This window comes from Luteimicrobium sp. NPDC057192, assembly GCF_042670205.1.
Lineage (GTDB): Bacteria > Actinomycetota > Actinomycetes > Actinomycetales > Cellulomonadaceae > Luteimicrobium.
In genome coordinates this window covers 34,399-53,767 of the sequence record NZ_JBHUWD010000017.1, presented here as the reverse complement: position 1 = coordinate 53,767, position 19,369 = coordinate 34,399, and the positions used below count along the sequence as shown (strand labels likewise).

Genomic DNA, 19,369 nt, shown 5'->3' with positions numbered 1-19,369 from the left:
TCGCCGACGGTCAGTCGACGCCCTCGACGATGCGGAAGTCGCGCTCGACGCCGTCGCCGAGGACGGCCAGCGCCTCCTGGTACGCCTGGCTCTCGCGTGCCGCCACGGCCTGCTCGAAGCTGTCGAACTCGACCACGACGGTGCGCTCGGCGATCCCCTCGTCGTACGCGGCGACCCGGCCGCCGCGCACGAGGGTCCGCCCGCCCTGCAGACGGACGGCCGGACCGGCCAGCTCGTTGTAGGCGGCCAGCTTCTGCGGGTCCGAGATCGTGCGGTAGATGCTGACCCAGTAGCCCTTGGGCACGGAACCTCCCGGTGGTGAGAACGTCGGGCGTGCGGTCGTCGACCGGTCGCCGTCCTGCCGTGGTCGCACCGGCGGCAACTCAGCGAGGTCGTGCGACACACTCTAGGGTGGGGTGTCTTTTCCGATCGAGAGGGGAACCCCCGATGTCCGAGTCCTCGCAATCCGCGCAGCCCGCTCTGCCTGCAGCGTCCGGCTCGTTCGGCGACAAGCCGACGCTGACCTTCCCGGACGGTGGCGCACCCGAGGGCCTCCAGGTCCAGGTGCTCGAGCAGGGCGACGGCCCCGAGGTCAGCAAGGGCGACACGATCGTCGTGCACTACCTGGGCCAGACCTGGGACGGGCACGTCTTCGACAACTCGTACGACCGCGGCGCCACGATCGACTTCCCGATCGGCGTCGGCATGGTCATCGGCGGCTGGGACAAGGGCCTCGTGGGCCAGAACCTCGGTTCGCGCGTGCTCCTGTCGGTCCCCCCGGAGCACGGGTACGGCCAGCGCGGCGTCCCGCAGGCCGGCATCGGCGGCACGGACACGCTGGTGTTCGTCGTCGACCTCGTCGACATCGCCTGACCCTTCCGCGTCCGCGTCCTGTCAGAAGCTCACGGCACCGGGGTGCCGTGAGCTTCTGACAGCTCCGGGGAGAACCGCGTCAGGGGAGCCGGTTACGTCCCCGGAGCCGGTGCGCCCAGCTCGCGAGGAGCAACCGCGCGAGGGCGGTCTTGCTCTTGACGTCGACGACGGTGAACCGGTCGCGCACCAGGCGCCCGGGTCGCGTGAGCGCGAGCTCCGCGGCGGCGTCGGCGACCTCGGCGAGGACGTCGGGTGCGAGGGCGAGCGGCGCCTCGTCGGGCTGCGACCGCGCGGCGAACGGGTACTCGGTCCGCGGCGTGCGCGCCGCCTCGACGTGCGCCCCGACCACCCACCGCACGTCGTGCTCGGCCGCGAAGGCGGCGAGCCGTGCGGTGCTGGTCGCGAAGGCGCGGCGGTCGTCCACGTAGAGGCGGCCGGGGTAGATGCTGTCGCCCGTCCACAGGATCCCGGTGCGGGGGTCGAGCAGCGTGATCGCGGTCGGGTGGTGGCCGGGGGTCGCGAGGACCGTGAGGACGCGGTCTCCGAGGTCGAACGCGACCTCGTCGTCGGCGCTCCCCGGCTCGCCGAGCCCGAAGAAGGCCTGGACGTCCCCGAGCTCCTTCCCGACGACGACCGTTCCCGGCCGGTCGGCGAGCTGCGGGTCCGCCGCGACGTGGTCGCCGTGCGCGTGCGAGTGCACGACGACGAGCCCGTAGTCCTCGCGCGGGTTCCGCTCGAGCCAGTCCGCGACGAGCGAGTCCACGGTGCTGCGCAGGGGGAACGCCTCCGGGTCGGCGGTCGCGCCCGTGTCGAGGAGGAGCGCGCGCTCCGACCCGAACAGCAGCGCGAGCACCGGCGCTTCGTGGCTCGAGCGCTTGGACTGCCGCAGCAGCACCGTGTCGTCCTCGAGCGCGTGCACCTCGATCGGGGTCGTGTCCCCGGCGACGGGCGCGGCGACGGCCCACCGGTCGGGGAACGTGACCGCGACGGGGCCGTGCGGGGTGCCCGGGTGGTCCGGGGTCGTGTCGCTCATGGCGTCTCCTCCTCGGGTGGAGTGCGGCGTCCGGGGCGGCCGTGCGCTGGGGCGCCGCCCGCCGGGCTCGCGACCGACCGGGTCACGGTGAACGTACGGTCGCGGGCGACCTGCGTCGTCGGGCCGACGACGCGCGCGAGCTCCGCGCGGTACCGCAGGTGCGAGTTGTACACCGTCCACAGGACGCCGCCGGGCCGCAGCACGCGCGCCGCCGTGCGGAACATCCGGGACGCCGCGCCCGTGTGGACGGCGGCTCCCACGTGGAAGGGCGGGTTGCAGACGACGACGTCGAACGTCGCGTCGGGCAGGTCGCGCCCGGCGTCGTCGCGCACCGCCTCGACCCGGTCGCCGACGCCCGCGTGCTCGGCCGTGAGCGCCGTCGACGCGACCGCCGCGGCGGACACGTCGGTCGCGACCACGCGCGCGTCGGGGAAGGCGCGGGCGACGCTCGTGGCGAGGACGCCCGTGCCGCAACCCAGGTCCAGGACCGTCGCGCCGGGCGGGAACGACGCGCGATCGGCGGACGGGGCGCCGGACGTGCCGGAAAGCAGGCCGAGCGCCTCGAGCAGCGCGCGTGCGCCACGGTCGAGCCGTGGCCCAGCGAACGCCGCCCCGTACGCCCACACGGCCAGGTCGGCCGCCGCCTGCTCCGCGACCGGGTACGTCGCTTCGACCTCCCGAGGCCCCGACGCGACGAGCACGCGTGCCTTGTGCCGTCCGCGCGTCGCGTGGACCGTCGTGAAGCACCGGCCGAGCACGTCGTTCATCGCGGGCGTCATGTGCTTGACCATGCCGCCCGCCAGCACGACGACGTCCGGTGCGGCGGACCCTGCCACGGCCTCCGCGAGCTCCGTGAGCGCGGCGAGCGAGCGTGGCAGCCGGAGCAGGACGAGCCGGGCACCACCTGTCACGTCGGCCGGGACGAGCGCCGACCCGGGGGCGCCCGCGGACCGGCGCTCGTACGCGCCGGCGAGCCCGAGCCGCTCGGCGTTGGCGTCGAGCGCCCGTTCCGCGACCACGGAGTCCTGCCAGACGCGCGGGCCGCGGGCGCCGAGCGTCAGCGCGCCGAGCGTGAGGGCGCCGTGCGCGTCGTCGAGGATGCTCACCGCCCCCGCCCGGGTGAGCGCCTCGCCGCCCGGTCCGGCCAGGAGCCCGGCGAGCTCCGCGAGCAGCAGGCGGTCCGCGCCGTCGGCGGCCAGGAGGTCGGGTCCCTCGATGTCGGGCCAGCGGCGCAGCCCGGCGAGGACGGCCGTGACGGCGTCGGGCAGCGGGGGAGGGTCGGGGGCGGGCACGCGTCCAGTCTGCCCCGAATGTGCCGCCGCGTCAGACGACACAGAGCTCGTTGCCCTCGGGGTCCGCGAGGACGACGTGGTCGAGCCCCCTCGGCCCGGTGTACTCCTGCAGCGTCCGGCCCCCCGCGGCGACGAGCTCCGCGACCTTCGCGCGGATCGCCGCCTCGCGCCGCTCCTGCGGCACGTCGCGGCCGCCCGAGACCTTGACGTCGAGGTGGAGCCGGTTCTTCGTCGTCTTGGGCTCGGGGACCTTGAGGAACGACAGCGTCGGGAGCCTGCCCGACGGGTCCGCCAGGTACGTGGCGTCGTCGCGCTCGTCCGGCGGGACGCCGTGCGCGTCGAACCACGCGTCCCAGGTGGGCTGGCCCTCGGGCGGCGGCGGCTCACGGTACCCGAGCGCGAGCGCCCAGAACCGCGCCACGACGCGGGGGTCCGCGCAGTCGACGGTCACGCCCCACCGGACGGGCTGGTCCATCCGGCGGGCCTAGGCGCCGCGGACGGCGTCGAAGAGCTCGTCGAGCGCCCAGGTGGACAGGCAGAAGGGGTGTCCGGCGGGATCGGCGAACACGAGGCAGTGGTCGGCGTTGGGCTGTGCCTCGAACTGCGTGGCTCCCGCCGCGAGGACCCGCGCCGCGGTGGCCTCGAGGTCGTCCACGTGGAAGTCCAGGTGCAGCTGGGTGGGCACCGAGTCCGCGGGCCAGTCGGGGGCGCGGTGGTCCTCCACCTGCTGGAACGCGATGCGCCCGTCGGGCCCGCTGACGGCGGCCCAGCGCGCGTCGCCCGCGGCGCTCCCACCGGTGATGACCGCGTAGAACTCCGCGAGCGCGAGCGCGTCCGGGGCGTTGACGGTGGTGCTGTCGAGCGTGATCCGAGCGGACATCGGGCTCCTCCGGGGTGGGCGACCCTCCCGTTCTCCCACACCGCCCAGCCGTTCGCCAGCCCTCGCTACGAGGCAGCCGGCGTGGTCGCGGCCGCTGCCAGCCCCTCGAGGCCGTCCACGAGGATCTCGACGAGGACGTCGTAGCTCGCGTCGACGTCGTCGGGCAGGCCGAAGCCTCCGCCCAGCTCGAGGGACACGAAGCCGTGGACCCCGGACCGGACAGCCCGGACGACGTCGACCGTGCGCGCCTCGTCGAGGTCGAACCCGCGCAGGGTCGCGGCCACGATCGCGACGACGTCGGCGCCCGCGGCCGAGAGCTCCAGGTCGTCCGCGGAGGACGGGTCCGGCGCGACCTGTGTCGCCGCGTACCGGCCGGGGTGCGCGACGGCGTAGCCGCGGATGGCCCGCGCGAGCGACCGCAGCGCATCCGGTCCGCTACGCCCCACCGTTGCCGCCGCGCACGCACGCCCGAGCTCGCGGACCGCGACGAGCGCGACCCCGCGGCGCAGGTCATCGAGCGACCCCACGTGCTTGTACAGGCTCGGCGTCGCGACCCCCGCCCGCGCCGCCACCCGCGCGAGGGTGAGGTCCGCGAACCCGGTCGTGCCGCCGTCGTCGACGAGCGCGAGCGCGTGCTCCACGACCGCGTCCCGGGACAGGCCCGCCCTAGGCACGGTGCTCGCTCCGCTCGGCGGCGGCCGGGGCGCTCTGGACGGCCGGCGCGTCGAGCTCGCGGAGGAGGCCGAGGATCGCCTCGGTGACGACCTCGGGCGCCTGGTGCTGCGCGTAGTGCCCGGTGTCCGGGACGACGGCCGCCGACCCCCCGAGCTGCGAACGCAGCCACGCCGCCTCCGCGGCCGGGTCGGGGAAGTCGGGGTCGAGCGCGCCGACGAGCGTGACCGTGGGGACCGGGTGCGCGGCGAGCGTCCGGACGGCGGCGTCGACCTCGTGGTGGTCGAGCTGCAGCGCCAGGTCGCGGAAGGAACGCAGGTGCGCCGGGTCCTGCAGGGACGCGCGGACCGCCGCGACGTGCTCGGGGAACCGCTCGGAGCGGCGACCCTTGGTGATGCTCGTGTAGTAGCCCGCCCACGCCCTCGCCCCCCACGGGCGTGCCAGCAGCGTCCGCATCACCCCGTGCATGACCGTGCGCTTCAGTCCGTCCGTGTGCTCGCGGCCCATCGCGCTCACGAGCACCAGGCCACGGACGAGCTCGGGGCGCGCGGCCGCCGCGACGATCGACGCCGACCCGCCCATCGAGCTCCCGACCAGCACGGCGCGGGCGTCGTCCGCGGGGTGCTCGCCCGCCAGGTGCTCGACCAGCGCCACGACGTCCGACGCCGTGGCCGCGTCGCCGTGGGTGCGGAACGTCGTGTCCGAGTCGCCGTGGCCGCGCAGGTCCGCGACCGCGACGCGATAGCCCGCCGCGACGAGTGCGGGGACCTGGTCGTCCCAGCTCGAGCGGAGGTCGCCCATGCCGGGCGTCGCCACGACGAGCGGGCCCGTGCCGGTGACGGTGTAGGCGATGCGCCCCTCAGGACGGTCGAGGTGCTGGACGGTGGAGGATGTGTCGCTCATAGCCATAAAGCTATGCCCATTAGCCTTTGTGCGCAACCCTCCTGGTGGTCGGACTTGGTGGTCGGACACGTCGCTCTGGTTGAGGCGGGTGGGGCGGGCGGGGTTCGCCGACGGTGACGCTGGGTTCGCCGAGGGTGACGCTGGGTTCGCCGAGGGTGACGCTGGGTTCGCCGAGGGTGACGCTGGGTTCGCCGAGGGTGACGCTGGGTTCGCCGACGGTGACGTGTGGGCCGATGGCGGCGAGCCTCCGGATCGTGTGGGGCTCTTCGGCTCCGGGCAGCAGATCCCGGAGAGTCGCGCACACGGCATCGCGCGCGGCGCCGAGCATGCGCGCATCCCCATGCTCGGCCGGCCCCCTTCTCGGTGAGTGCGTACTCTTTGCGCGACTCGCCGGGTGTGTCGCGCAAAGAGTACGCACTCACGGGAGAAGGGGACCGGGCGCGCGCGGGGCTGACCGCATGCTCGACGCGCAGGCGGGCGCGCGGGACGACGGCCGAGCGGGCGCCCGCCCGCGCACCCGACCCCGCGGGCGTCGTGCTCGGCGAACGGCGTCAGCTCGCGGAGCGGTGAGCCGCGGCGAAGCCGGTCGGGGAGGTCGCGGCCTCCTCGACCCGGACGACGTGCATCACGGCGTTGATGAGCGCCAGGTGCGTGAACGCCTGCGGGAAGTTGCCGAGGTGCCGACCGTTGCGGGTGTCGATCTCCTCCGCGTAGAGGCCGAGCGGGCTCGCGAACGACAGCAGCCGCTCGCACAGGGCGCGGGCCCGGTCGACCTCGCCGATCTCGACGAGCGCGGACACGAGCCAGAACGAGCAGATCGTGAACGTGCCCTCCTCGCCGGAGAGCCCGTCGTCGGTCTCGTCGGTCCGGTACCGCAGGACGAGGCCCTCTTCGGTCAGCTCGTCGGCGATCGCGAGGACGGTGTTGCGGACGCGTTCGTCGTCGGGCGGGAGGAAGCGCAGCAGCGGCATGAGCAGCAGGGAGGCGTCGAGCGCCGTCGTGCCGTAGTGCTGGGTGAACACGCCGCGGTCGTCGAGGCCGTGGGCGCAGATGTCGGCGTGGATCTCGTCGGCGATCTTGGACCACTGGGACGCGAAGTCGTGCTCGTCGTAGAGCTCGGCGAGGCGGGCGCCGCGGTCGAGCGCGACCCAGCAGAACAGCTTGGACGACGTGAAGTGCTGGGGCGCGCCACGGACCTCCCAGATGCCGTGGTCGGGCTCGTGCCAGTGCTTGATGGCTTCTTCGACCTGCTGCTTGAGGACGGGCCACAGGGACTCGGGGAGCTGTTCGCGTGACTTGGCGTGCAGGTAGACCGAGTCGAGGACGGCGCCCCACACGTCGTGCTGGGTCTGCAGGTAGGCGTCGTTCCCGACGCGCACCGGCCGGGCCCCTTCGTACCCGTGGAGGTGGTCGAGCTCGTGCTCGTCGAGCCGGTGCTCGCCGCCGACGCCGTACATCACCTGGAGCGGCTGGTCGTCGCGGCACACGTCGTGCACGAACGCGAAGAAGTCGTTGGCCTCCCGGTCGAAGCCGAGGGTGTAGAGGCCCCAGAGGGCGAACGTCGAGTCGCGGATCCACGCGTACCGGTAGTCCCAGTTGCGTTCGCCGCCGGGGGTCTCGGGCAGGGACGTCGTCGCCGCGGCCAGCAGCGCGCCCGTCGGGGCGTAGGTGAGGCCCTTGAGGGTCAGCGCGGACTGCTGCAGGTACGAGCGCCACGGGTGGTCGGGGAACACGCCCTGGGTGAGCCACTCGCGCCAGTACCGCTCGGTGCGCTGCATGGCGCGCAGGGCCTCCTCCCAGTCCGACGGCGCGGGGAGCCCGGACCACGACATCGCGACGTACGCGTGCTCGCCGGCGCGCAGACGGGTGCGCGCCTGGACGCGGCGGTCCTCGACGCCGAGGCGCAGGCTGCTCGTGATGTGCAGGTCGGGGTTGGGCCCGTCTCCGCGGCGTGCGACGAGACGGTTGTAGCCGTCGCCCTCGTACTCCCACTGGCAGGCGCGGCGTCCGTAGTCGGGCATCGGCTCGCACACCACGTCGAGCTCGACGGTGCCGTTCACGCAGATGACGGTGCGGAGCAGGATGTGCTCGGCGTCGTGGTCGGTGGGGGTGCGGCGGTGGGTCTGCGAGCGTTCGGCGACGTTGTGCCAGGGCCCCATGACCATCGCGTCCCGCACGACGAGCCAGCCGGTCGTCGTCTGCCACGTCGTCTCGAGGACGAGCGTGCCGGGTAGGTAGCGCCGCGCGACGGGGACCCCGACCCCGTAGGGGCCGACGCGGAACGAGCCCGTGCCGCGGTCGAGCACGGACGAGAAGATGCTGGGTGAGTCGGGCCGCGGCACGCACATCCACTCGACGGCGCCGCTCGGCGCGACCAGGGCGTTGGCCTCGCAGTCCGAGAGGAACGCGTAGTCGGCGATCGACGGGAAGGGGCTGCGCCCGTCCCGGACGGGGCGGTAGGGCTGGTCGCTCGCCTCGAGGTGCAGCCCGTGCGCCGGGACGTTCGCCGGCGGCCGCGCCGTGTCGGCGGGGGCCGCGGTCGAGGTCGGCTCGAGCGTGCTCAGGTGCTTCGGGGTCGTGTCCCCGGGGGTGTCGGGTGCGTCGGGGGTGGAGCTCATGACGCCAGCGTGCTCCTTCGGGCCTGCCCGACGCCAGTTCCGGCGTCCCCGTTCACCTCCTCCTGACGTCGTCCTCACCCGGGCCCCGCAGCGGGCCTCCGGTGCTCGGCCCCGTCGTCCGGTCACCGGCTCGCGGCGCGGCTAGCGTGGGGCCATGCGCTACGTGGAGCACGTGTCCGAGCTGGTCGGGAACACCCCCCTCGTCCGGCTGACGCACCTGACGGAAGGACTCGACGCGACGATCCTCGCGAAGGTCGAGTACGTGAACCCGGGGGGCTCGGTCAAGGACCGGATCGCGCTCAGGATCATCGAGGCCGCGGAGGAGTCGGGCGCGCTGCGGCCCGGCGGGACCATCGTCGAGCCGACGAGCGGCAACACCGGCGTGGGCCTGGCGCTCGTCGCGCAGCGCAAGGGCTACCGCTGCGTGTTCGTCTGCCCGGACAAGGTCTCGCAGGACAAGCGCGACGTCCTGCGCGCGTACGGCGCGGAGGTGGTCGTGACGCCGACGTCGGTGGCCCCCGACTCCCCGGACTCGTACTACTCGGTGTCCGACCGGCTGGTGCGGGAGATCCCCGGCGCCTACAAGCCGGACCAGTACTCCAACCCGAACGGCCCGGCGTCGCACTACGCCTCGACCGGCCCGGAGATCTGGGCCGACACGGACGGCCGCGTCACGCACTTCGTGGCCGGTGTCGGGACGGGCGGCACGATCACGGGGACGGGCCGGTACCTGCGGGAGGTCTCGGCGTCCCGCGACGCGGCCGACGGCGGGGAGGTCCGCGTGGTCGGCGCCGACCCCGAGGGCTCGGTGTACTCGGGCGGGACGGGCCGGCCGTACCTCGTCGAGGGCGTGGGGGAGGACTTCTGGCCGTCGGCCTACGACCCGGCGGTGCCGCACGAGGTGATCGCGGTCTCCGACGCCGAGTCGTTCGAGCTGACGCGGCGCCTCGCGCACGAGGAGGCGCTGCTCGTCGGCGGGTCGTCCGGCATGGCGGTCGTCGCGGCGTTGCGCGTCGCGGAGCGGCTCCAGCGCGAGGACCCCGAGGCGGCGAAGCGCGCGGTGATCGTCGTGCTGCTGCCCGACGGCGGCCGTGGCTACCTGTCCAAGGTGTTCGACGACGCGTGGATGCGGTCGTACGGGTTCCTCCCGGCGGCGTCGGGCGTGACCGTGGGCGAGGTGCTGCGGGGCAAGAGCGGCGAGATGCCGGCGCTCGTCCACACCCACCCGCACGAGACCGTGCGCGACGCGATCGACATCCTGCGCGAGTACGGCGTCTCGCAGATGCCCGTCGTCTCGGCGGAGCCGCCCGTGGTGCTGGGCGAGGTCGCGGGCGCCGTGACCGAGCGCGACCTGCTCGACGTCGTCTTCGCGGGCCACGCGTCCCTCGCGGACCGCGTGGAGACCCACATGGGCCCGCCGCTGCCCCTCGTGGGCAGCGGCGAGAGCGTCGAGTCGCTGCGCGCGGCGCTCGAGCACGACGACGCCGTCATGGTCGTCGACGACGGCAAGCCCGTGGGGGTGCTCACACGGCACGACCTGCTGGGGTTCCTGGGGTCCTGACGACGGCGGCGGCGAGCAGCCACGCGGCGAGCCCCGCGAGGACGCCGTGCGCGACCCGGACGGGCTCGCCCGCGAAGAACTGGGGCAGGAACAGGACGAGCGCGGCGGCGAGGGGCACGGCCGCCCAGCGGGCCGCGCCGTCCTGCGCGCGCCACCACGCGACGGCGAGCAGCACGCCCGAGACCGCGAGCAGCAGCAGCCCGGACGCGAACATCGTCGCGGCGACGGGCTGCAGGCGGATGTCGTCGATCGCGTCGAGGAAGGCCGGGTCCCACGTGGTCGTCGCGCGCCCGGCGAGCTCGTGGATCGCGAAGATCTCGGCGCCGAAGTAGGGCAGGACGAGCGCCGCGCCGGCGCCGCCCGTGACCACCGCGGCACGGGCGGCACGCCCGGCGGGCAGGAGGCGCGTGACGAGCGCGGCGGCGTACGGCCAGAGGGCGATCGCGGCCGCGCCGCAGAGGTGCGCGACGATCCACCGGTCGGACGCCATGGCTCGCGCCAGCTCGGGCGTCGCGACGGCCTCGCTCGGCCAGGGGCGGAGCGCGGGGAACAGGACGACGAGCGCTCCGAGGGCGCCGAGCGCGGTCGCCGCGGCGCGGCGGCTCGAGGCGGGACGTGTCGTGGCGACCGGCGGCGGACCGGACGGCCGCGCGACGGAGGGGTCGGTCGAGGAGGCGGCGTAGTGAGTGATCATAGCCGTAAAGCTAATAGCAATAGCCTAGGTTGGCAAGGGTGCCCGTTCCGCACGGGCCGCCCACGGCGCGCCCGGCGTCGATAGCCTGGACCGATGACCCCCGAGACGAGCCCCGGCGCACACCACGACTGGTCCGGTGCCGGCTTCGCGACCCGTGCCATCCATGCGGGACAGGACCCGGACCCCACGACGGGCGCCGTCGTCCCGCCGATCTACGCGACCTCCACCTACAAGCAGGACGGCGTCGGCGGGCTGCGCGGCGGCTACGAGTACTCGCGCTCCGCCAACCCGACGCGGACCGCGCTCGAGACGGCGCTCGCCGCGGCGGAGGGAGGGACCGCGGGCTTCGCGTTCGCGTCCGGCCTCGCCGCGGAGGACGCGCTGCTGCGCGCCGCGCTGCGCCCCGGCGACCACGTCGTCATCCCCGACGACGCCTACGGCGGGACGTACCGGCTCGTCGCCCGAGTCTTCGGCGCGTGGGGAGTCGAGCACACCGCCGCCGATCTCGCGGACCTCGACGCCGTCCGGGCCGCCGTCCAGCCCGGGCGCACCCGCGCGATCTGGGTCGAGACGCCCACGAACCCGCTGCTCGGGATCAGCGACATCGCGGCGCTCGCGGAGGTCGCGCACGACGCCGACGCGCTGCTCGTCGTCGACAACACCTTCGCCACGCCCTACCTCCAGAACCCGCTCGCGCTCGGTGCGGACGTCGTCGTGCACTCGACCACGAAGTACGTGGGAGGGCACAGCGACGTCGTCGGGGGAGCGCTCGTCGTGGGGCCGCGCGTCGGGCACGGGGGCGCCGCGGAGGCGCCGGTCGCGCTCCCCGGCGGGCGGCAGGCGCCGGACGGCGGCACGTCCCTCGCGGACGCGGTGCGGTTCCACCAGAACGCCTCGGGCGCGGTGGCCGGGCCGTTCGACGCGTGGCTCACGCTCCGCGGGCTCAAGACGCTCGCCGTCCGGATGGACCGGCACACCGCGAACGCGGCCGCCGTCGCCACGTTCCTCGACGAGCACCCCCGCGTCACGGAGGTCCTCTACCCGGGGCTCGCGTCGCACCCGGGCCACGAGCTCGCCGCCCGCCAGATGCGCGGGTTCGGCGGCATGGTGTCGTTCCGGGTCGGCTCGGAGTCGGCCGCGCTCGACGTGGTCGGGCGGACGCGCGTCTTCACGCTCGCGGAGTCGCTCGGCGGGGTCGAGTCGCTCATCGAGCACCCGGGCCGCATGACGCACGCCTCCGTCGCCGGGTCCGCGCTCGAGGTCCCCGCCGACCTCGTGCGCGTCTCCGTGGGCATCGAGGACGCGGCCGACCTGCTCGCCGACCTCGACCAGGCCCTCGCGTGACGGCCCCGCCCCCCGAGCTGTCAGAAGCTGACGGCACCCCAGTGCCGCCAGCTTCTGACAGGTTGCCGTCGGTCGCGGTGGAGTACTGCACGCAGTGCCGCTGGATGCTCAGGGCGTCCTGGGTCGCGCAGGAGCTGCTCACGACGTTCGGCACCCGGCTCGGCGAGGTCGCGCTCGTCCCCGGCACGGGCGGGGTGTTCCGCGTGACGGTGCGCCCGGGTTCCGGCACGCCCGACGACGGCGCCGCCGAGCAGGTGGTCTGGGACCGGGCCCTGGAGGGCGCGTTCCCGGAGCTGCCTCAGCTCAAGGCGAGGCTGCGCGACGTCGTGGCCCCCGACCTCGCGCTGGGTCACACCGACCGCGCGGCGAGGCGCGCAGAAGGCGCGCCGGAGGGCTGACCCGGCGTGACGTCGTCGGGGCGGGGGAGGCTCAGCTCTCGCCGCGCTGGCGCGCCGCGATCCGCTCCTCCTCCTCGAGCACCTTGCGGTGCGTCTCGCGCTCGGCGACGAGCCACAGCGGCGGGTCGGCACGGAGCTCGTCGATGTCGGCGGTCGTGAGGGGCTCGGTGATGCCGCCGCGGGCGAGGCCCGCGATCGAGACACCCAGGCGACCCGCGACGACCGGCCGCGGGTGCGGGCCCTCGCGGCGCAGCGTCTCGAGCCAGGCCGGCGGGTTCCGCTCGAGCTCGGTGAGCTCGTCACGGGTGATCGCGCCGTGCTGGAACTCCTCCGGCGTGGCCGGCAGGTAGATCCCGAGCTTCTTGGCCGCGGTCGCGGGCTTCATGCGGTGAGACGACGGGCGCGCGGCGGGGCTGGAGCTCATGCCGCAAGCGTACCGAGCCGCGGCGATCCCGGCGGTGGCGCGCCGCGTCCCGGCGGGCGGCGGTCGATAGCCTGGTCACGTGGACGACCAGCAGCAGGACGACGTGGCCGGGGCGCGCCAGGACGACGGTGCGCCCGACGACGGCGACGCGCCCCCGTCGTTCCGGCTCGGCTACGTCCCGGGTGCGACGCCCGGCAAGTGGGCCCGGACCTGGGCGGACCGACGTCCCGACCTCCCGCTCGACCTCGTTCCCGTCCCCGCGGACGACGCCGCCGACCTGTTGCGTGGCGGCGCGGTCGACGCCGCGCTCCTGCGTCTGCCGACCGAGCGCGACGGCCTGCACGTGATCGCGCTCTACGAGGAGGTCGCGGTCGTCGTCGTGGCGAAGGACCACCTGCTCGCGGCGCTCGAGGAGGGTGAGCGCGTCCGGCTCGACGACCTCGCGGACGAGGTCCTGCTCCAGCCCGCCGACGACGCGCTCGACTGGCCGGGCGGCGTCGTCCCCGGGCGGCGTCCCTTCGAGCAGCCGACGACGACCGGCCTCGCGGTCGAGCTGGTGGCGGCCGGGATCGGGGTGCTCGTCGTGCCGCAGTCGCTCGCACGGCTGCACCACCGCAAGGACCTCACCTACCGGCTGCTCGACGGCGCGCCCTCGGCCCCCGTCGCGCTCGCCTGGCCGGTGGACCGGTCGACCGACGACGTCGACGACTTCGTCGGGATCGTCCGGGGGCGCACGGCCAACTCGTCGCGCGGGCGCCGCGAGGCGGAGGAGCCGGCGCCGAAGGCTCGTCCCGACAAGCGGCAGCAGGGCGGTGCGGCCGGCGGTGCGCGTGCGGGCGGCGGCGCTCGCGGGGCGGCGCGCGGCCGGGGCGGCAAGCCCGCCGGGCGGCGTCCGGGCACCTCGAGGCGCAAGCCGCGCTGAGCGACGCGCCGCGACGGACCTGGGCCGCGCGGCACGAGCGGGGGAGAGTGGGTGCATGGCACGGCGCGACGCGTACCGCACCGACCTGACCGCGCTCCTCGCCGCCGACGACGGCGCGGCAGCCGTGCGCGGCTACCTCGCCGAGCGCTCGGGCCTGCCGGGGCCCCGGGCCAACCTGGAGCTCGTGGCGGCGTTCGCCGACGTCGCGCCGGGGTCGCTCGCGCGCGAGCTCGCCCGCTCGGACGACGAGTACGAGCGCGTGTGCGGCGTCGTCGGGCTGGGGCGCCTGCTCGTCGAGGCGCCCGACGGGGGCTCGACCGCCCGGTCGCTCGTCGCCGCGCTGCGGGGCGCCGCGGTCTCGGAGAGCTGGCGCGAGCGCGAGGCGGTCGCGATGGCTCTGCAGCGGCTCGGCGACGCGGACCCTCGGCGCCTGCGGGACGTGGTCGCGGCCTGGGCGCCCGGGCCCGACCCGCTCGTCGCACGCGCCGCCGTCGCCGGGATCTGCGAGCCACGCCTGCTGAGCGATCCCGCGACCGCGCGGGCCGCGATCGACGCGTGCCGGGAAGCGACGGGGCTCCTCGCCGCGGTCCCGGCCGACCGCCGTCGGGAGCCCGCGGTGCGGACGCTGCGCCAGGCGCTCGGGTACTGCTGGAGCGTCGTGGTCGCGGGGGCGCCCGAGGCGGGGCTGCCCGTCTTCGAGGAGCTCGGGCCGCCCGCCGCCGACGACCGCGACCTCGACTGGGTCGTGCGCACCAACCTCCGCAAGGCGCGCCTGCAGCGCGTGCTCGTCGCCGCGGAGCGCGCGATCGAGTGAGCGCGGCCCGCCGCGGTGACGCAGCGTCACCGTCGGTGGACGGGGCGTCACGGTCGGGGGGACGTGGCGAGCCGGGCGGGCGCGGGACCTGCGTGGTACGTTCCGCGCGGCCCGGCGCGTCGTCGGGCGGGAGACCCGGAGGTGGTCGTGGGGGCGCTCGTGTGGCGCGTCGGTCGGTGGGCGCGCGCGTACCCGTCCCGCCTGGGGACGGTCGCGTCCGCGGTGGCGCTCCTGTTCGCGTGCGTCGCGCAGACGCCCAGCCTGATCCCGCGCGGCGGCGTCGTGCAGGGCGTCCTCACAGGCATCGCGGCGCTCTCCGGGTACGGCATCGGCGCGGTGCTCGGCTGGCTCGTGCGGTCGCTCGACGTGCGCGACAAGCTCGCGCCCGCACGACGTCCGGTCCGCCGCGTCCTCGTCGTGCTCGCGCCGGTCGCGGTCGTGGTGAGCGTCGTCGCGGGGGCGCGCTGGGACCAGGACGTGCGCGCCGCGCTCGGGATGCCCGCGACGTCGCCGTGGGGCTACGTGCTCGTCCCGTTCCTGGCGGTCGTGGTCGCGGTTCCGCTCCTCGCGCTCGCCCGCTGGCTGCGGAACGTGACCCGTCGGCTCGCGCGCCTGGTGGCCCGGGTGGTGCCCGCGACGATCGCGCGAGCGGTCGCGGTCGTCGTCGTGGGGGCTCTCGCGTGGGGCATCTTCTCGGGCGTCATCTGGGACGGCGTGCTGAGCGCGCTCAACGCGTCGTTCGCGGCGGCCAACGCGTCCTACGACGCGGGCGTCGACCAGCCGACGGCGGCCGAGCGGTCGGGCTCGCCGTCCTCGCTCGAGTCCTGGGACGACCTCGGCCGCGAGGGCCGGCGCTTCGTGACAGGCGGCCCCACGACCACCCAGCTCGCCGCGTTCGAGGGTGCCCTCCCGTCGAGGACGGGAATCGACCCGAGCGCGGTCCGCGAGCCGATCCGCGTGTACGCGGGCATGGACGACGACGTCGCGGACACCGCCGCGCACGTCGTCGCCGAGCTCGACCGCACCCACGCGTGGGACCGGCAGTACCTCCTCGTCGTCACGACGACCGGCTCGGGCTGGGTCGACTGGAGCATGGCCGACTCGTTCGAGCTCCTGCACGGCGGCGACACCGCGATCGCGGCCATGCAGTACTCCAACCTGCCGAGCTGGCTCAGCTTCATCGGCGACCGCGAGCACCCCGCCGAGGCCGGCCGCGCCCTGTTCGACGCGGTGTTCGCCCGCTGGTCCGAGCTGCCTGCCGACCACCGGCCGAAGCTCGAGGTCGCGGGCATCTCGCTCGGCTCGTTCGGGATGCAGGCGGCGTTCAGCGGCCCGCAGGACGTCGCGAGCCGCACCGACGGCGCGCTGTTCGTCGGGACGCCGAGCTTCGCTCCGATGTGGCGTGACGTGACTGACGGCCGCGAGGCCGGGACGCCCGAGGTGGCGCCCGTCGTCGACGGTGGCCGGGAGGTCCGGTTCCTCACCGGGCCGGCCGGCAGCGACGGCGACCCGCTCGCCCAGGCGGGGCCGTGGTCTTCGCCCCGGGTCGTCTACGCGCAGCATGCCTCCGACGGCGTGACCTGGTGGTCGCCCGACACGATCTGGGACCGGCCGGACTGGCTGTCCGAACCGCGAGGCACGGGTGTCGTGGACGCGACGCGCTGGTTCCCCGTCGTGACGTTCGAGCAGCTCACGGGCGACCTGTTCTTCGCCGCAGGCGGCGACGTCCCGATGGGCACGGGCCACCAGTTCGAGCTCGAGTACGCGCAGGGTTTCGCCGCGCTCGACGCCCCCGAGGGGTGGACGACGGGCGACACCGCCTTCCTGCAGCGCGTCGTCCAGCAGCGCGAACCACGCTTCTGACCTGCGGCGCCGCCGCGTGCTAGCGTGCGCGCACGACCGGTGCCGCCACGCCCGGCGCAGGGAGCCGGCCGGCCGGCGGGCAGGGGAGACGCGGATGCTGGTGCTCGACGAACTCGGTGACCTCGACGACGCGGTCGACGGAGGGCAGAACCCGCTGCTGCCGTCCGCCTACGACGCGATCTTCAGCGTCGTCCTGGTCGTGATCGTGCTGACGGCCGTTCTGATCGTGGTGCTCGCCGTGCTCCGCGCGGTGCGTCTGAGGAAGGCCGGGATCGACCCGCTCTCGACCGAGGGCGAACTCACGGCGCACGCGCTGCGCGGCGACCTCCCCACGGCCGCCCGGACGCTGGAGGCCCGCCTCGCCGAGCTCGACGAGCTGGCTCGCCGCGGTCTCATCACCGCCGACGAGCACGCCACCGCGCGCCGGGACCTGCTCGGCCGGGGCTGATCAGCGCCCTGGGTCGAGGGGGCCGACCACCGCGTGTCGGCACGTGTACCGGCCGCCGTGCGGGCCCCTCCACGGGCCGTAGGGTGATCCCGTGAGCGCCACCCCTGCCCCTCCGCCCGCGCCCGACGCGTCCGGGACCGTGCCGCCGTCGGTCCGGGCCGCCGCGTCCTGGTCGTGGAGGCTCCTCGCGATCACGGGCGCGCTGATCGTCATCGGGTACCTGGCGGTCGTCTTCAAGACGATCGTCGTGCCGGTCGCGATCGCGCTCATGCTCACGGTCCTTCTCACGCCCGTGGTGCGCTTCTTCGAGACCCGCCTACGGTTCTCGCGCGCGCTCGCCTGCGCGGCCGCGCTGATCGGGCTCGTCGTCGTGGTCCTCGCGCTCGTCGCCGCCGCGGGCGGGTCGATCGCGTCGGGGTTCGCGGACCTCAAGGACCAGGCGCAGGAGGGCTTCGACCAGTTCATGGACTGGCTCCGCACGGGCCCCCTGAACCTCGACGCCCAGGACATCACCCGCTACGTCAACACCCTGACGAAGTCGCTGTCGTCGAACACGAGCACGTGGGTGTCGGGCGCGCTGGGCGCGGCGGTGACGGTCGGCCACGTGGCCGCAGGCACGCTGATCGCCCTGTTCTGCACGTTCTTCTTCCTGCACGACGGCCGGAGCATCTGGGGCTGGGTCGTCGGCCTCCTGCCGGCCCGCTCGCGGGACCGCGTGCACCAGGCCGGCCGGCGCGGGATCGTCACGCTCGCCGCCTACACGCGCACCCAGATCCTCGTGGCGCTCGTCGACGCCGTCGGCATCGGGCTCGGCGCCTTCATCCTGCGGGTGCCGCTGGCGCTCCCGCTCGCGATCCTCGTCTTCGTCGGCTCGTTCGTGCCGATCGTCGGCGCGGTCGTCACCGGCGCGGTGGCGGTCGCGGTGGCGCTGGTCGCGAACGGCTGGGTGTCCGCGCTCGTCATGCTCGGCGTCGTGCTCCTCGTGCAGCAGATCGAGGGCCACGTGCTCCAGCCGTTCCTCATGGGCCACGCCGTGTCCCTGCACCCGGTCGCCGTGCTGCTGTCCGTCGCGGCGGCGTCGTTCGTCGGCGGGATCGTCGGCGCGCTGTTCGCGGTGCCGCTGGTCGCGGTCCTCAACACCGTGACCCTGTACCTGCACGGCCACGACAAGTTCCCCGAGCTCGGCACGGACGACCACCTGACCATCCGCGGGCGCGACACCGCCGCCGACGACGTCGATGCCGGTCGCGTCCCGCCCATGGTCGCGCGCGCCGAGCGCGACCTCCCCATCGGCGGCGCCGACGGGCCGGACCGCGGCGACGCGGCGGGCGGCCCGGCCGCGGGCGGCGGGGCGACCGCGTCATGACGGCCGCGCCCGACGCGCCCGCGCCCGTCACGCTCGACGACGTCCGGGCGGCCGCCGCGCTGCTCGACGGCGTCGTGCGCCGCACCCCCGTCCTCGCGTCACGTGCGCTGTCCGACGCCGCGGGGCTGCCCGTGCTGCTCAAGGCCGAGAACCTGCAGCGCGCCGGCTCGTTCAAGGTCCGCGGCGCCTACGTGCGCATGGCGCGCCTGACCGAGGACGAGAAGGCGCGCGGCGTCGTCGCCGCGAGCGCCGGCAACCACGCGCAGGGCGTGGCACTCGCGGCGCGCCTGCTCGGGCTGCGCGCCGTCGTGTACATGCCTGTCGACGCCGCCCTCCCGAAGATCGCCGCGACCCGCGACTACGGGGCGGAGGTCAGGCTCGTCGGGGCGTCCGTGGACGAGGCGCTCCTCGAGGCTCGTGCGGAGTCCGAGCGCACCGGCGCCGTCCTCATCCACCCGTTCGACCACGCGGACGTCGTCGCCGGGCAGGGCACGCTCGCCCTCGAGCTGCTCGAGCAGGTGCCCGACGTGCGCACGGTGCTGGTCCCCGCGGGTGGCGGCGGGCTCGTGGCCGGGGTCGCGACGGTGCTGGCCGAGGTCGCGCCGCAGGTGCGGGTCGTCGCGGTGCAGACGCAGCGGGTCCCGGCGTTCGGCGAGTCGCTGCGTGCCGGTCACCCGGTGTCGGTGCCCGTGAAGCCGACCATGGCGGACGGGATCGCCGTCGGACGGCCCGGCGACGTGCCGTTCGCGGTCCTGCAGCAGCTCGGCGTCGAGGTGCGCGAGGTCTCGGAGGAGGACCTGTCGCACGCGCTGCTCCTGGTCGCGGAGCGCTCGAAGCTCGTCGTCGAGCCGGCGGGCGCCGCGGGCGTCGCGGCGCTGCTCGCCGCAGGCGCCGCCGGGGGCGAGCTGCCGTTCGAGGGGCCCGTCGTCGCGGTGCTGTCGGGCGGCAACATCGACCCGCTCGTGCTGCTGCGCGTCATCCGCCACGGCATGGTGGCCGCGGGGCGCTACCTCAAGATGCGCGTCATGCTCGACGACCGCCCCGGTTCCCTGGCGAACCTGCTCGGTGAGCTCGCGGGGCTCGGGGGGAACATCATGCACATCGACCACACGCGCACCGACGTGGGGCTCGGGCTCAACGACGTGTGGGTGCCGATGCAGATCGAGAGCAAGGGGCCCGAGCACTGCGACGCCATCGTGTCGCGGCTGCGGGAGGTCGGGTACCGGGTCGTCCGCGAGTGAGCCCGGACTGCTTCGCGAGGTAG

General features: G+C 75.1%; 20 protein-coding genes. 10 read left to right on the top strand and 10 right to left on the bottom strand.

What is annotated here, in order from left to right; genetic code table 11:
- Nucleotides 1-10: 10 nt before the first annotated feature.
- On the bottom strand, nucleotides 11-304 hold the full coding sequence (locus ACFT5B_RS09910; RefSeq protein ID WP_386797835.1) for a DUF1330 domain-containing protein: 294 nt from the start codon (nucleotides 302-304) through the stop codon (nucleotides 11-13).
- Between the two features lie 143 nt (nucleotides 305-447).
- On the opposite strand from ACFT5B_RS09910, the gene ACFT5B_RS09905 reads away from it, so the two are divergent.
- Complete coding sequence (locus tag ACFT5B_RS09905) at nucleotides 448-873, top strand: FKBP-type peptidyl-prolyl cis-trans isomerase (protein ID WP_386797834.1); 426 nt, start codon at nucleotides 448-450, stop codon at nucleotides 871-873.
- A gap of 79 nt (nucleotides 874-952) precedes the next feature.
- Here ACFT5B_RS09905 and ACFT5B_RS09900 read toward each other — a convergent pair whose 3' ends face one another.
- The 7 genes from ACFT5B_RS09900 to ACFT5B_RS09870 all read right to left on the bottom strand — a co-directional run bounded on the left by ACFT5B_RS09900 (nucleotide 953) and on the right by ACFT5B_RS09870 (nucleotide 8,271).
- A complete protein-coding gene (locus ACFT5B_RS09900; RefSeq protein WP_386797833.1) occupies nucleotides 953-1,906 on the bottom strand; it encodes an MBL fold metallo-hydrolase in 954 nt (317 codons plus the stop codon).
- Complete coding sequence (locus ACFT5B_RS09895) at nucleotides 1,903-3,198, bottom strand: class I SAM-dependent methyltransferase (RefSeq protein WP_386797832.1); 1,296 nt, start codon at nucleotides 3,196-3,198, stop codon at nucleotides 1,903-1,905. The genes ACFT5B_RS09900 and ACFT5B_RS09895 overlap by 4 nt, the downstream gene beginning before the upstream one ends.
- 31 nt (nucleotides 3,199-3,229) lie before the next feature.
- The gene (locus ACFT5B_RS09890) at nucleotides 3,230-3,673 is read right to left on the bottom strand and encodes a VOC family protein (RefSeq protein ID WP_386797831.1); all 444 of its coding nucleotides are present in this window, start codon (nucleotides 3,671-3,673) and stop codon (nucleotides 3,230-3,232) included.
- A 9-nt stretch (nucleotides 3,674-3,682) separates the two neighbouring features.
- Entirely contained in the window at nucleotides 3,683-4,078 is a 396-nt protein-coding gene (locus ACFT5B_RS09885; RefSeq protein ID WP_386797830.1) for a VOC family protein, read from the bottom strand.
- A gap of 65 nt (nucleotides 4,079-4,143) precedes the next feature.
- Entirely contained in the window at nucleotides 4,144-4,719 is a 576-nt protein-coding gene (locus tag ACFT5B_RS09880) for a TetR-like C-terminal domain-containing protein (RefSeq protein ID WP_386797829.1), read from the bottom strand.
- A 25-nt stretch (nucleotides 4,720-4,744) separates the two neighbouring features.
- On the bottom strand, nucleotides 4,745-5,653 hold the full coding sequence (locus ACFT5B_RS09875; protein ID WP_386797828.1) for an alpha/beta fold hydrolase: 909 nt from the start codon (nucleotides 5,651-5,653) through the stop codon (nucleotides 4,745-4,747).
- Nucleotides 5,654-6,204: 551 nt separating this feature from the next.
- A complete protein-coding gene (locus tag ACFT5B_RS09870; protein WP_386797827.1) occupies nucleotides 6,205-8,271 on the bottom strand; it encodes a glycoside hydrolase family 15 protein in 2,067 nt (688 codons plus the stop codon).
- Between the two features lie 154 nt (nucleotides 8,272-8,425).
- Here ACFT5B_RS09870 and ACFT5B_RS09865 point away from each other — a divergent pair, with 154 nt between their 5' ends.
- Nucleotides 8,426-9,832: a cystathionine beta-synthase gene (locus ACFT5B_RS09865; RefSeq protein ID WP_386797826.1), complete on the top strand. Its 1,407-nt coding sequence runs from the start codon at nucleotides 8,426-8,428 to the stop codon at nucleotides 9,830-9,832.
- Here the strand turns inward: ACFT5B_RS09865 and ACFT5B_RS09860 are convergent.
- Complete coding sequence (locus ACFT5B_RS09860) at nucleotides 9,795-10,526, bottom strand: hypothetical protein (protein ID WP_386797825.1); 732 nt, start codon at nucleotides 10,524-10,526, stop codon at nucleotides 9,795-9,797. The two genes, ACFT5B_RS09865 and ACFT5B_RS09860, sit on opposite strands and share 38 nt — an antisense overlap.
- 93 nt (nucleotides 10,527-10,619) lie before the next feature.
- On the opposite strand from ACFT5B_RS09860, the gene ACFT5B_RS09855 reads away from it, so the two are divergent.
- Together ACFT5B_RS09855 and ACFT5B_RS09850 are read left to right on the top strand one after the other, a co-directional pair.
- Nucleotides 10,620-11,870, top strand: a complete 1,251-nt coding sequence (locus ACFT5B_RS09855) for an aminotransferase class I/II-fold pyridoxal phosphate-dependent enzyme (RefSeq protein WP_386797824.1) — start codon at nucleotides 10,620-10,622, stop codon at nucleotides 11,868-11,870.
- A gap of 104 nt (nucleotides 11,871-11,974) precedes the next feature.
- Nucleotides 11,975-12,268, top strand: a complete 294-nt coding sequence (locus tag ACFT5B_RS09850; protein ID WP_386797870.1) for a SelT/SelW/SelH family protein — start codon at nucleotides 11,975-11,977, stop codon at nucleotides 12,266-12,268.
- A gap of 31 nt (nucleotides 12,269-12,299) precedes the next feature.
- Here ACFT5B_RS09850 and ACFT5B_RS09845 read toward each other — a convergent pair whose 3' ends face one another.
- On the bottom strand, nucleotides 12,300-12,692 hold the full coding sequence (locus tag ACFT5B_RS09845; protein ID WP_386797823.1) for a DUF5997 family protein: 393 nt from the start codon (nucleotides 12,690-12,692) through the stop codon (nucleotides 12,300-12,302).
- A 79-nt stretch (nucleotides 12,693-12,771) separates the two neighbouring features.
- Here ACFT5B_RS09845 and ACFT5B_RS09840 point away from each other — a divergent pair, with 79 nt between their 5' ends.
- The 6 genes from ACFT5B_RS09840 (at nucleotide 12,772) to ilvA (ending at nucleotide 19,346) form a co-directional block, all read left to right on the top strand.
- Nucleotides 12,772-13,614 carry a LysR substrate-binding domain-containing protein gene (locus ACFT5B_RS09840; RefSeq protein ID WP_386797822.1) on the top strand — a complete coding sequence of 281 codons (843 nt, stop codon included), beginning with the start codon at nucleotides 12,772-12,774 and terminating at the stop codon, nucleotides 13,612-13,614.
- A gap of 55 nt (nucleotides 13,615-13,669) precedes the next feature.
- Nucleotides 13,670-14,428 (top strand): HEAT repeat domain-containing protein, encoded by a 759-nt coding sequence (locus tag ACFT5B_RS09835; protein ID WP_386797821.1) that lies wholly within the window; start codon nucleotides 13,670-13,672, stop codon nucleotides 14,426-14,428.
- Nucleotides 14,429-14,575: 147 nt separating this feature from the next.
- Nucleotides 14,576-16,291 (top strand): alpha/beta hydrolase, encoded by a 1,716-nt coding sequence (locus ACFT5B_RS09830; RefSeq protein WP_386797820.1) that lies wholly within the window; start codon nucleotides 14,576-14,578, stop codon nucleotides 16,289-16,291.
- Nucleotides 16,292-16,385: 94 nt separating this feature from the next.
- Entirely contained in the window at nucleotides 16,386-16,739 is a 354-nt protein-coding gene (locus ACFT5B_RS09825) for a hypothetical protein (RefSeq protein ID WP_386797819.1), read from the top strand.
- A gap of 91 nt (nucleotides 16,740-16,830) precedes the next feature.
- Nucleotides 16,831-18,105 (top strand): AI-2E family transporter, encoded by a 1,275-nt coding sequence (locus ACFT5B_RS09820; protein ID WP_386797818.1) that lies wholly within the window; start codon nucleotides 16,831-16,833, stop codon nucleotides 18,103-18,105.
- Nucleotides 18,102-19,346 carry a threonine ammonia-lyase gene (gene ilvA, locus ACFT5B_RS09815; protein ID WP_386797817.1) on the top strand — a complete coding sequence of 415 codons (1,245 nt, stop codon included), beginning with the start codon at nucleotides 18,102-18,104 and terminating at the stop codon, nucleotides 19,344-19,346. Before ACFT5B_RS09820 ends, ilvA begins: the two co-directional genes overlap by 4 nt.
- Nucleotides 19,347-19,369: the final 23 nt, after the last annotated feature.

Bases quoted from the DNA above. Each gene is read 5' to 3' on its own strand.
- ACFT5B_RS09835 (WP_386797821.1), top strand. From the start codon at position 13,670: ATGGCACGGCGCGACGCGTACCGCACCGACCTGACCGCGCTCCTCGCC.
- ACFT5B_RS09905 (WP_386797834.1), top strand. From the start codon at position 448: ATGTCCGAGTCCTCGCAATCCGCGCAGCCCGCTCTGCCTGCAGCGTCC.
- ACFT5B_RS09890 (WP_386797831.1), bottom strand. From the start codon at position 3,673: ATGGACCAGCCCGTCCGGTGGGGCGTGACCGTCGACTGCGCGGACCCC.
- ACFT5B_RS09825 (WP_386797819.1), top strand. From the start codon at position 16,386: ATGCTGGTGCTCGACGAACTCGGTGACCTCGACGACGCGGTCGACGGA.
- ACFT5B_RS09850 (WP_386797870.1), top strand. From the start codon at position 11,975: ATGCTCAGGGCGTCCTGGGTCGCGCAGGAGCTGCTCACGACGTTCGGC.
- ACFT5B_RS09865 (WP_386797826.1), top strand. From the start codon at position 8,426: ATGCGCTACGTGGAGCACGTGTCCGAGCTGGTCGGGAACACCCCCCTC.
- ACFT5B_RS09885 (WP_386797830.1), bottom strand. From the start codon at position 4,078: ATGTCCGCTCGGATCACGCTCGACAGCACCACCGTCAACGCCCCGGAC.
- ACFT5B_RS09870 (WP_386797827.1), bottom strand. From the start codon at position 8,271: ATGAGCTCCACCCCCGACGCACCCGACACCCCCGGGGACACGACCCCG.
- ACFT5B_RS09855 (WP_386797824.1), top strand. From the start codon at position 10,620: ATGACCCCCGAGACGAGCCCCGGCGCACACCACGACTGGTCCGGTGCC.
- ACFT5B_RS09900 (WP_386797833.1), bottom strand. From the start codon at position 1,906: ATGAGCGACACGACCCCGGACCACCCGGGCACCCCGCACGGCCCCGTC.
- ACFT5B_RS09860 (WP_386797825.1), bottom strand. From the start codon at position 10,526: ATGATCACTCACTACGCCGCCTCCTCGACCGACCCCTCCGTCGCGCGG.
- ACFT5B_RS09845 (WP_386797823.1), bottom strand. From the start codon at position 12,692: ATGAGCTCCAGCCCCGCCGCGCGCCCGTCGTCTCACCGCATGAAGCCC.
- ilvA (WP_386797817.1), top strand. From the start codon at position 18,102: ATGACGGCCGCGCCCGACGCGCCCGCGCCCGTCACGCTCGACGACGTC.
- ACFT5B_RS09875 (WP_386797828.1), bottom strand. From the start codon at position 5,653: ATGAGCGACACATCCTCCACCGTCCAGCACCTCGACCGTCCTGAGGGG.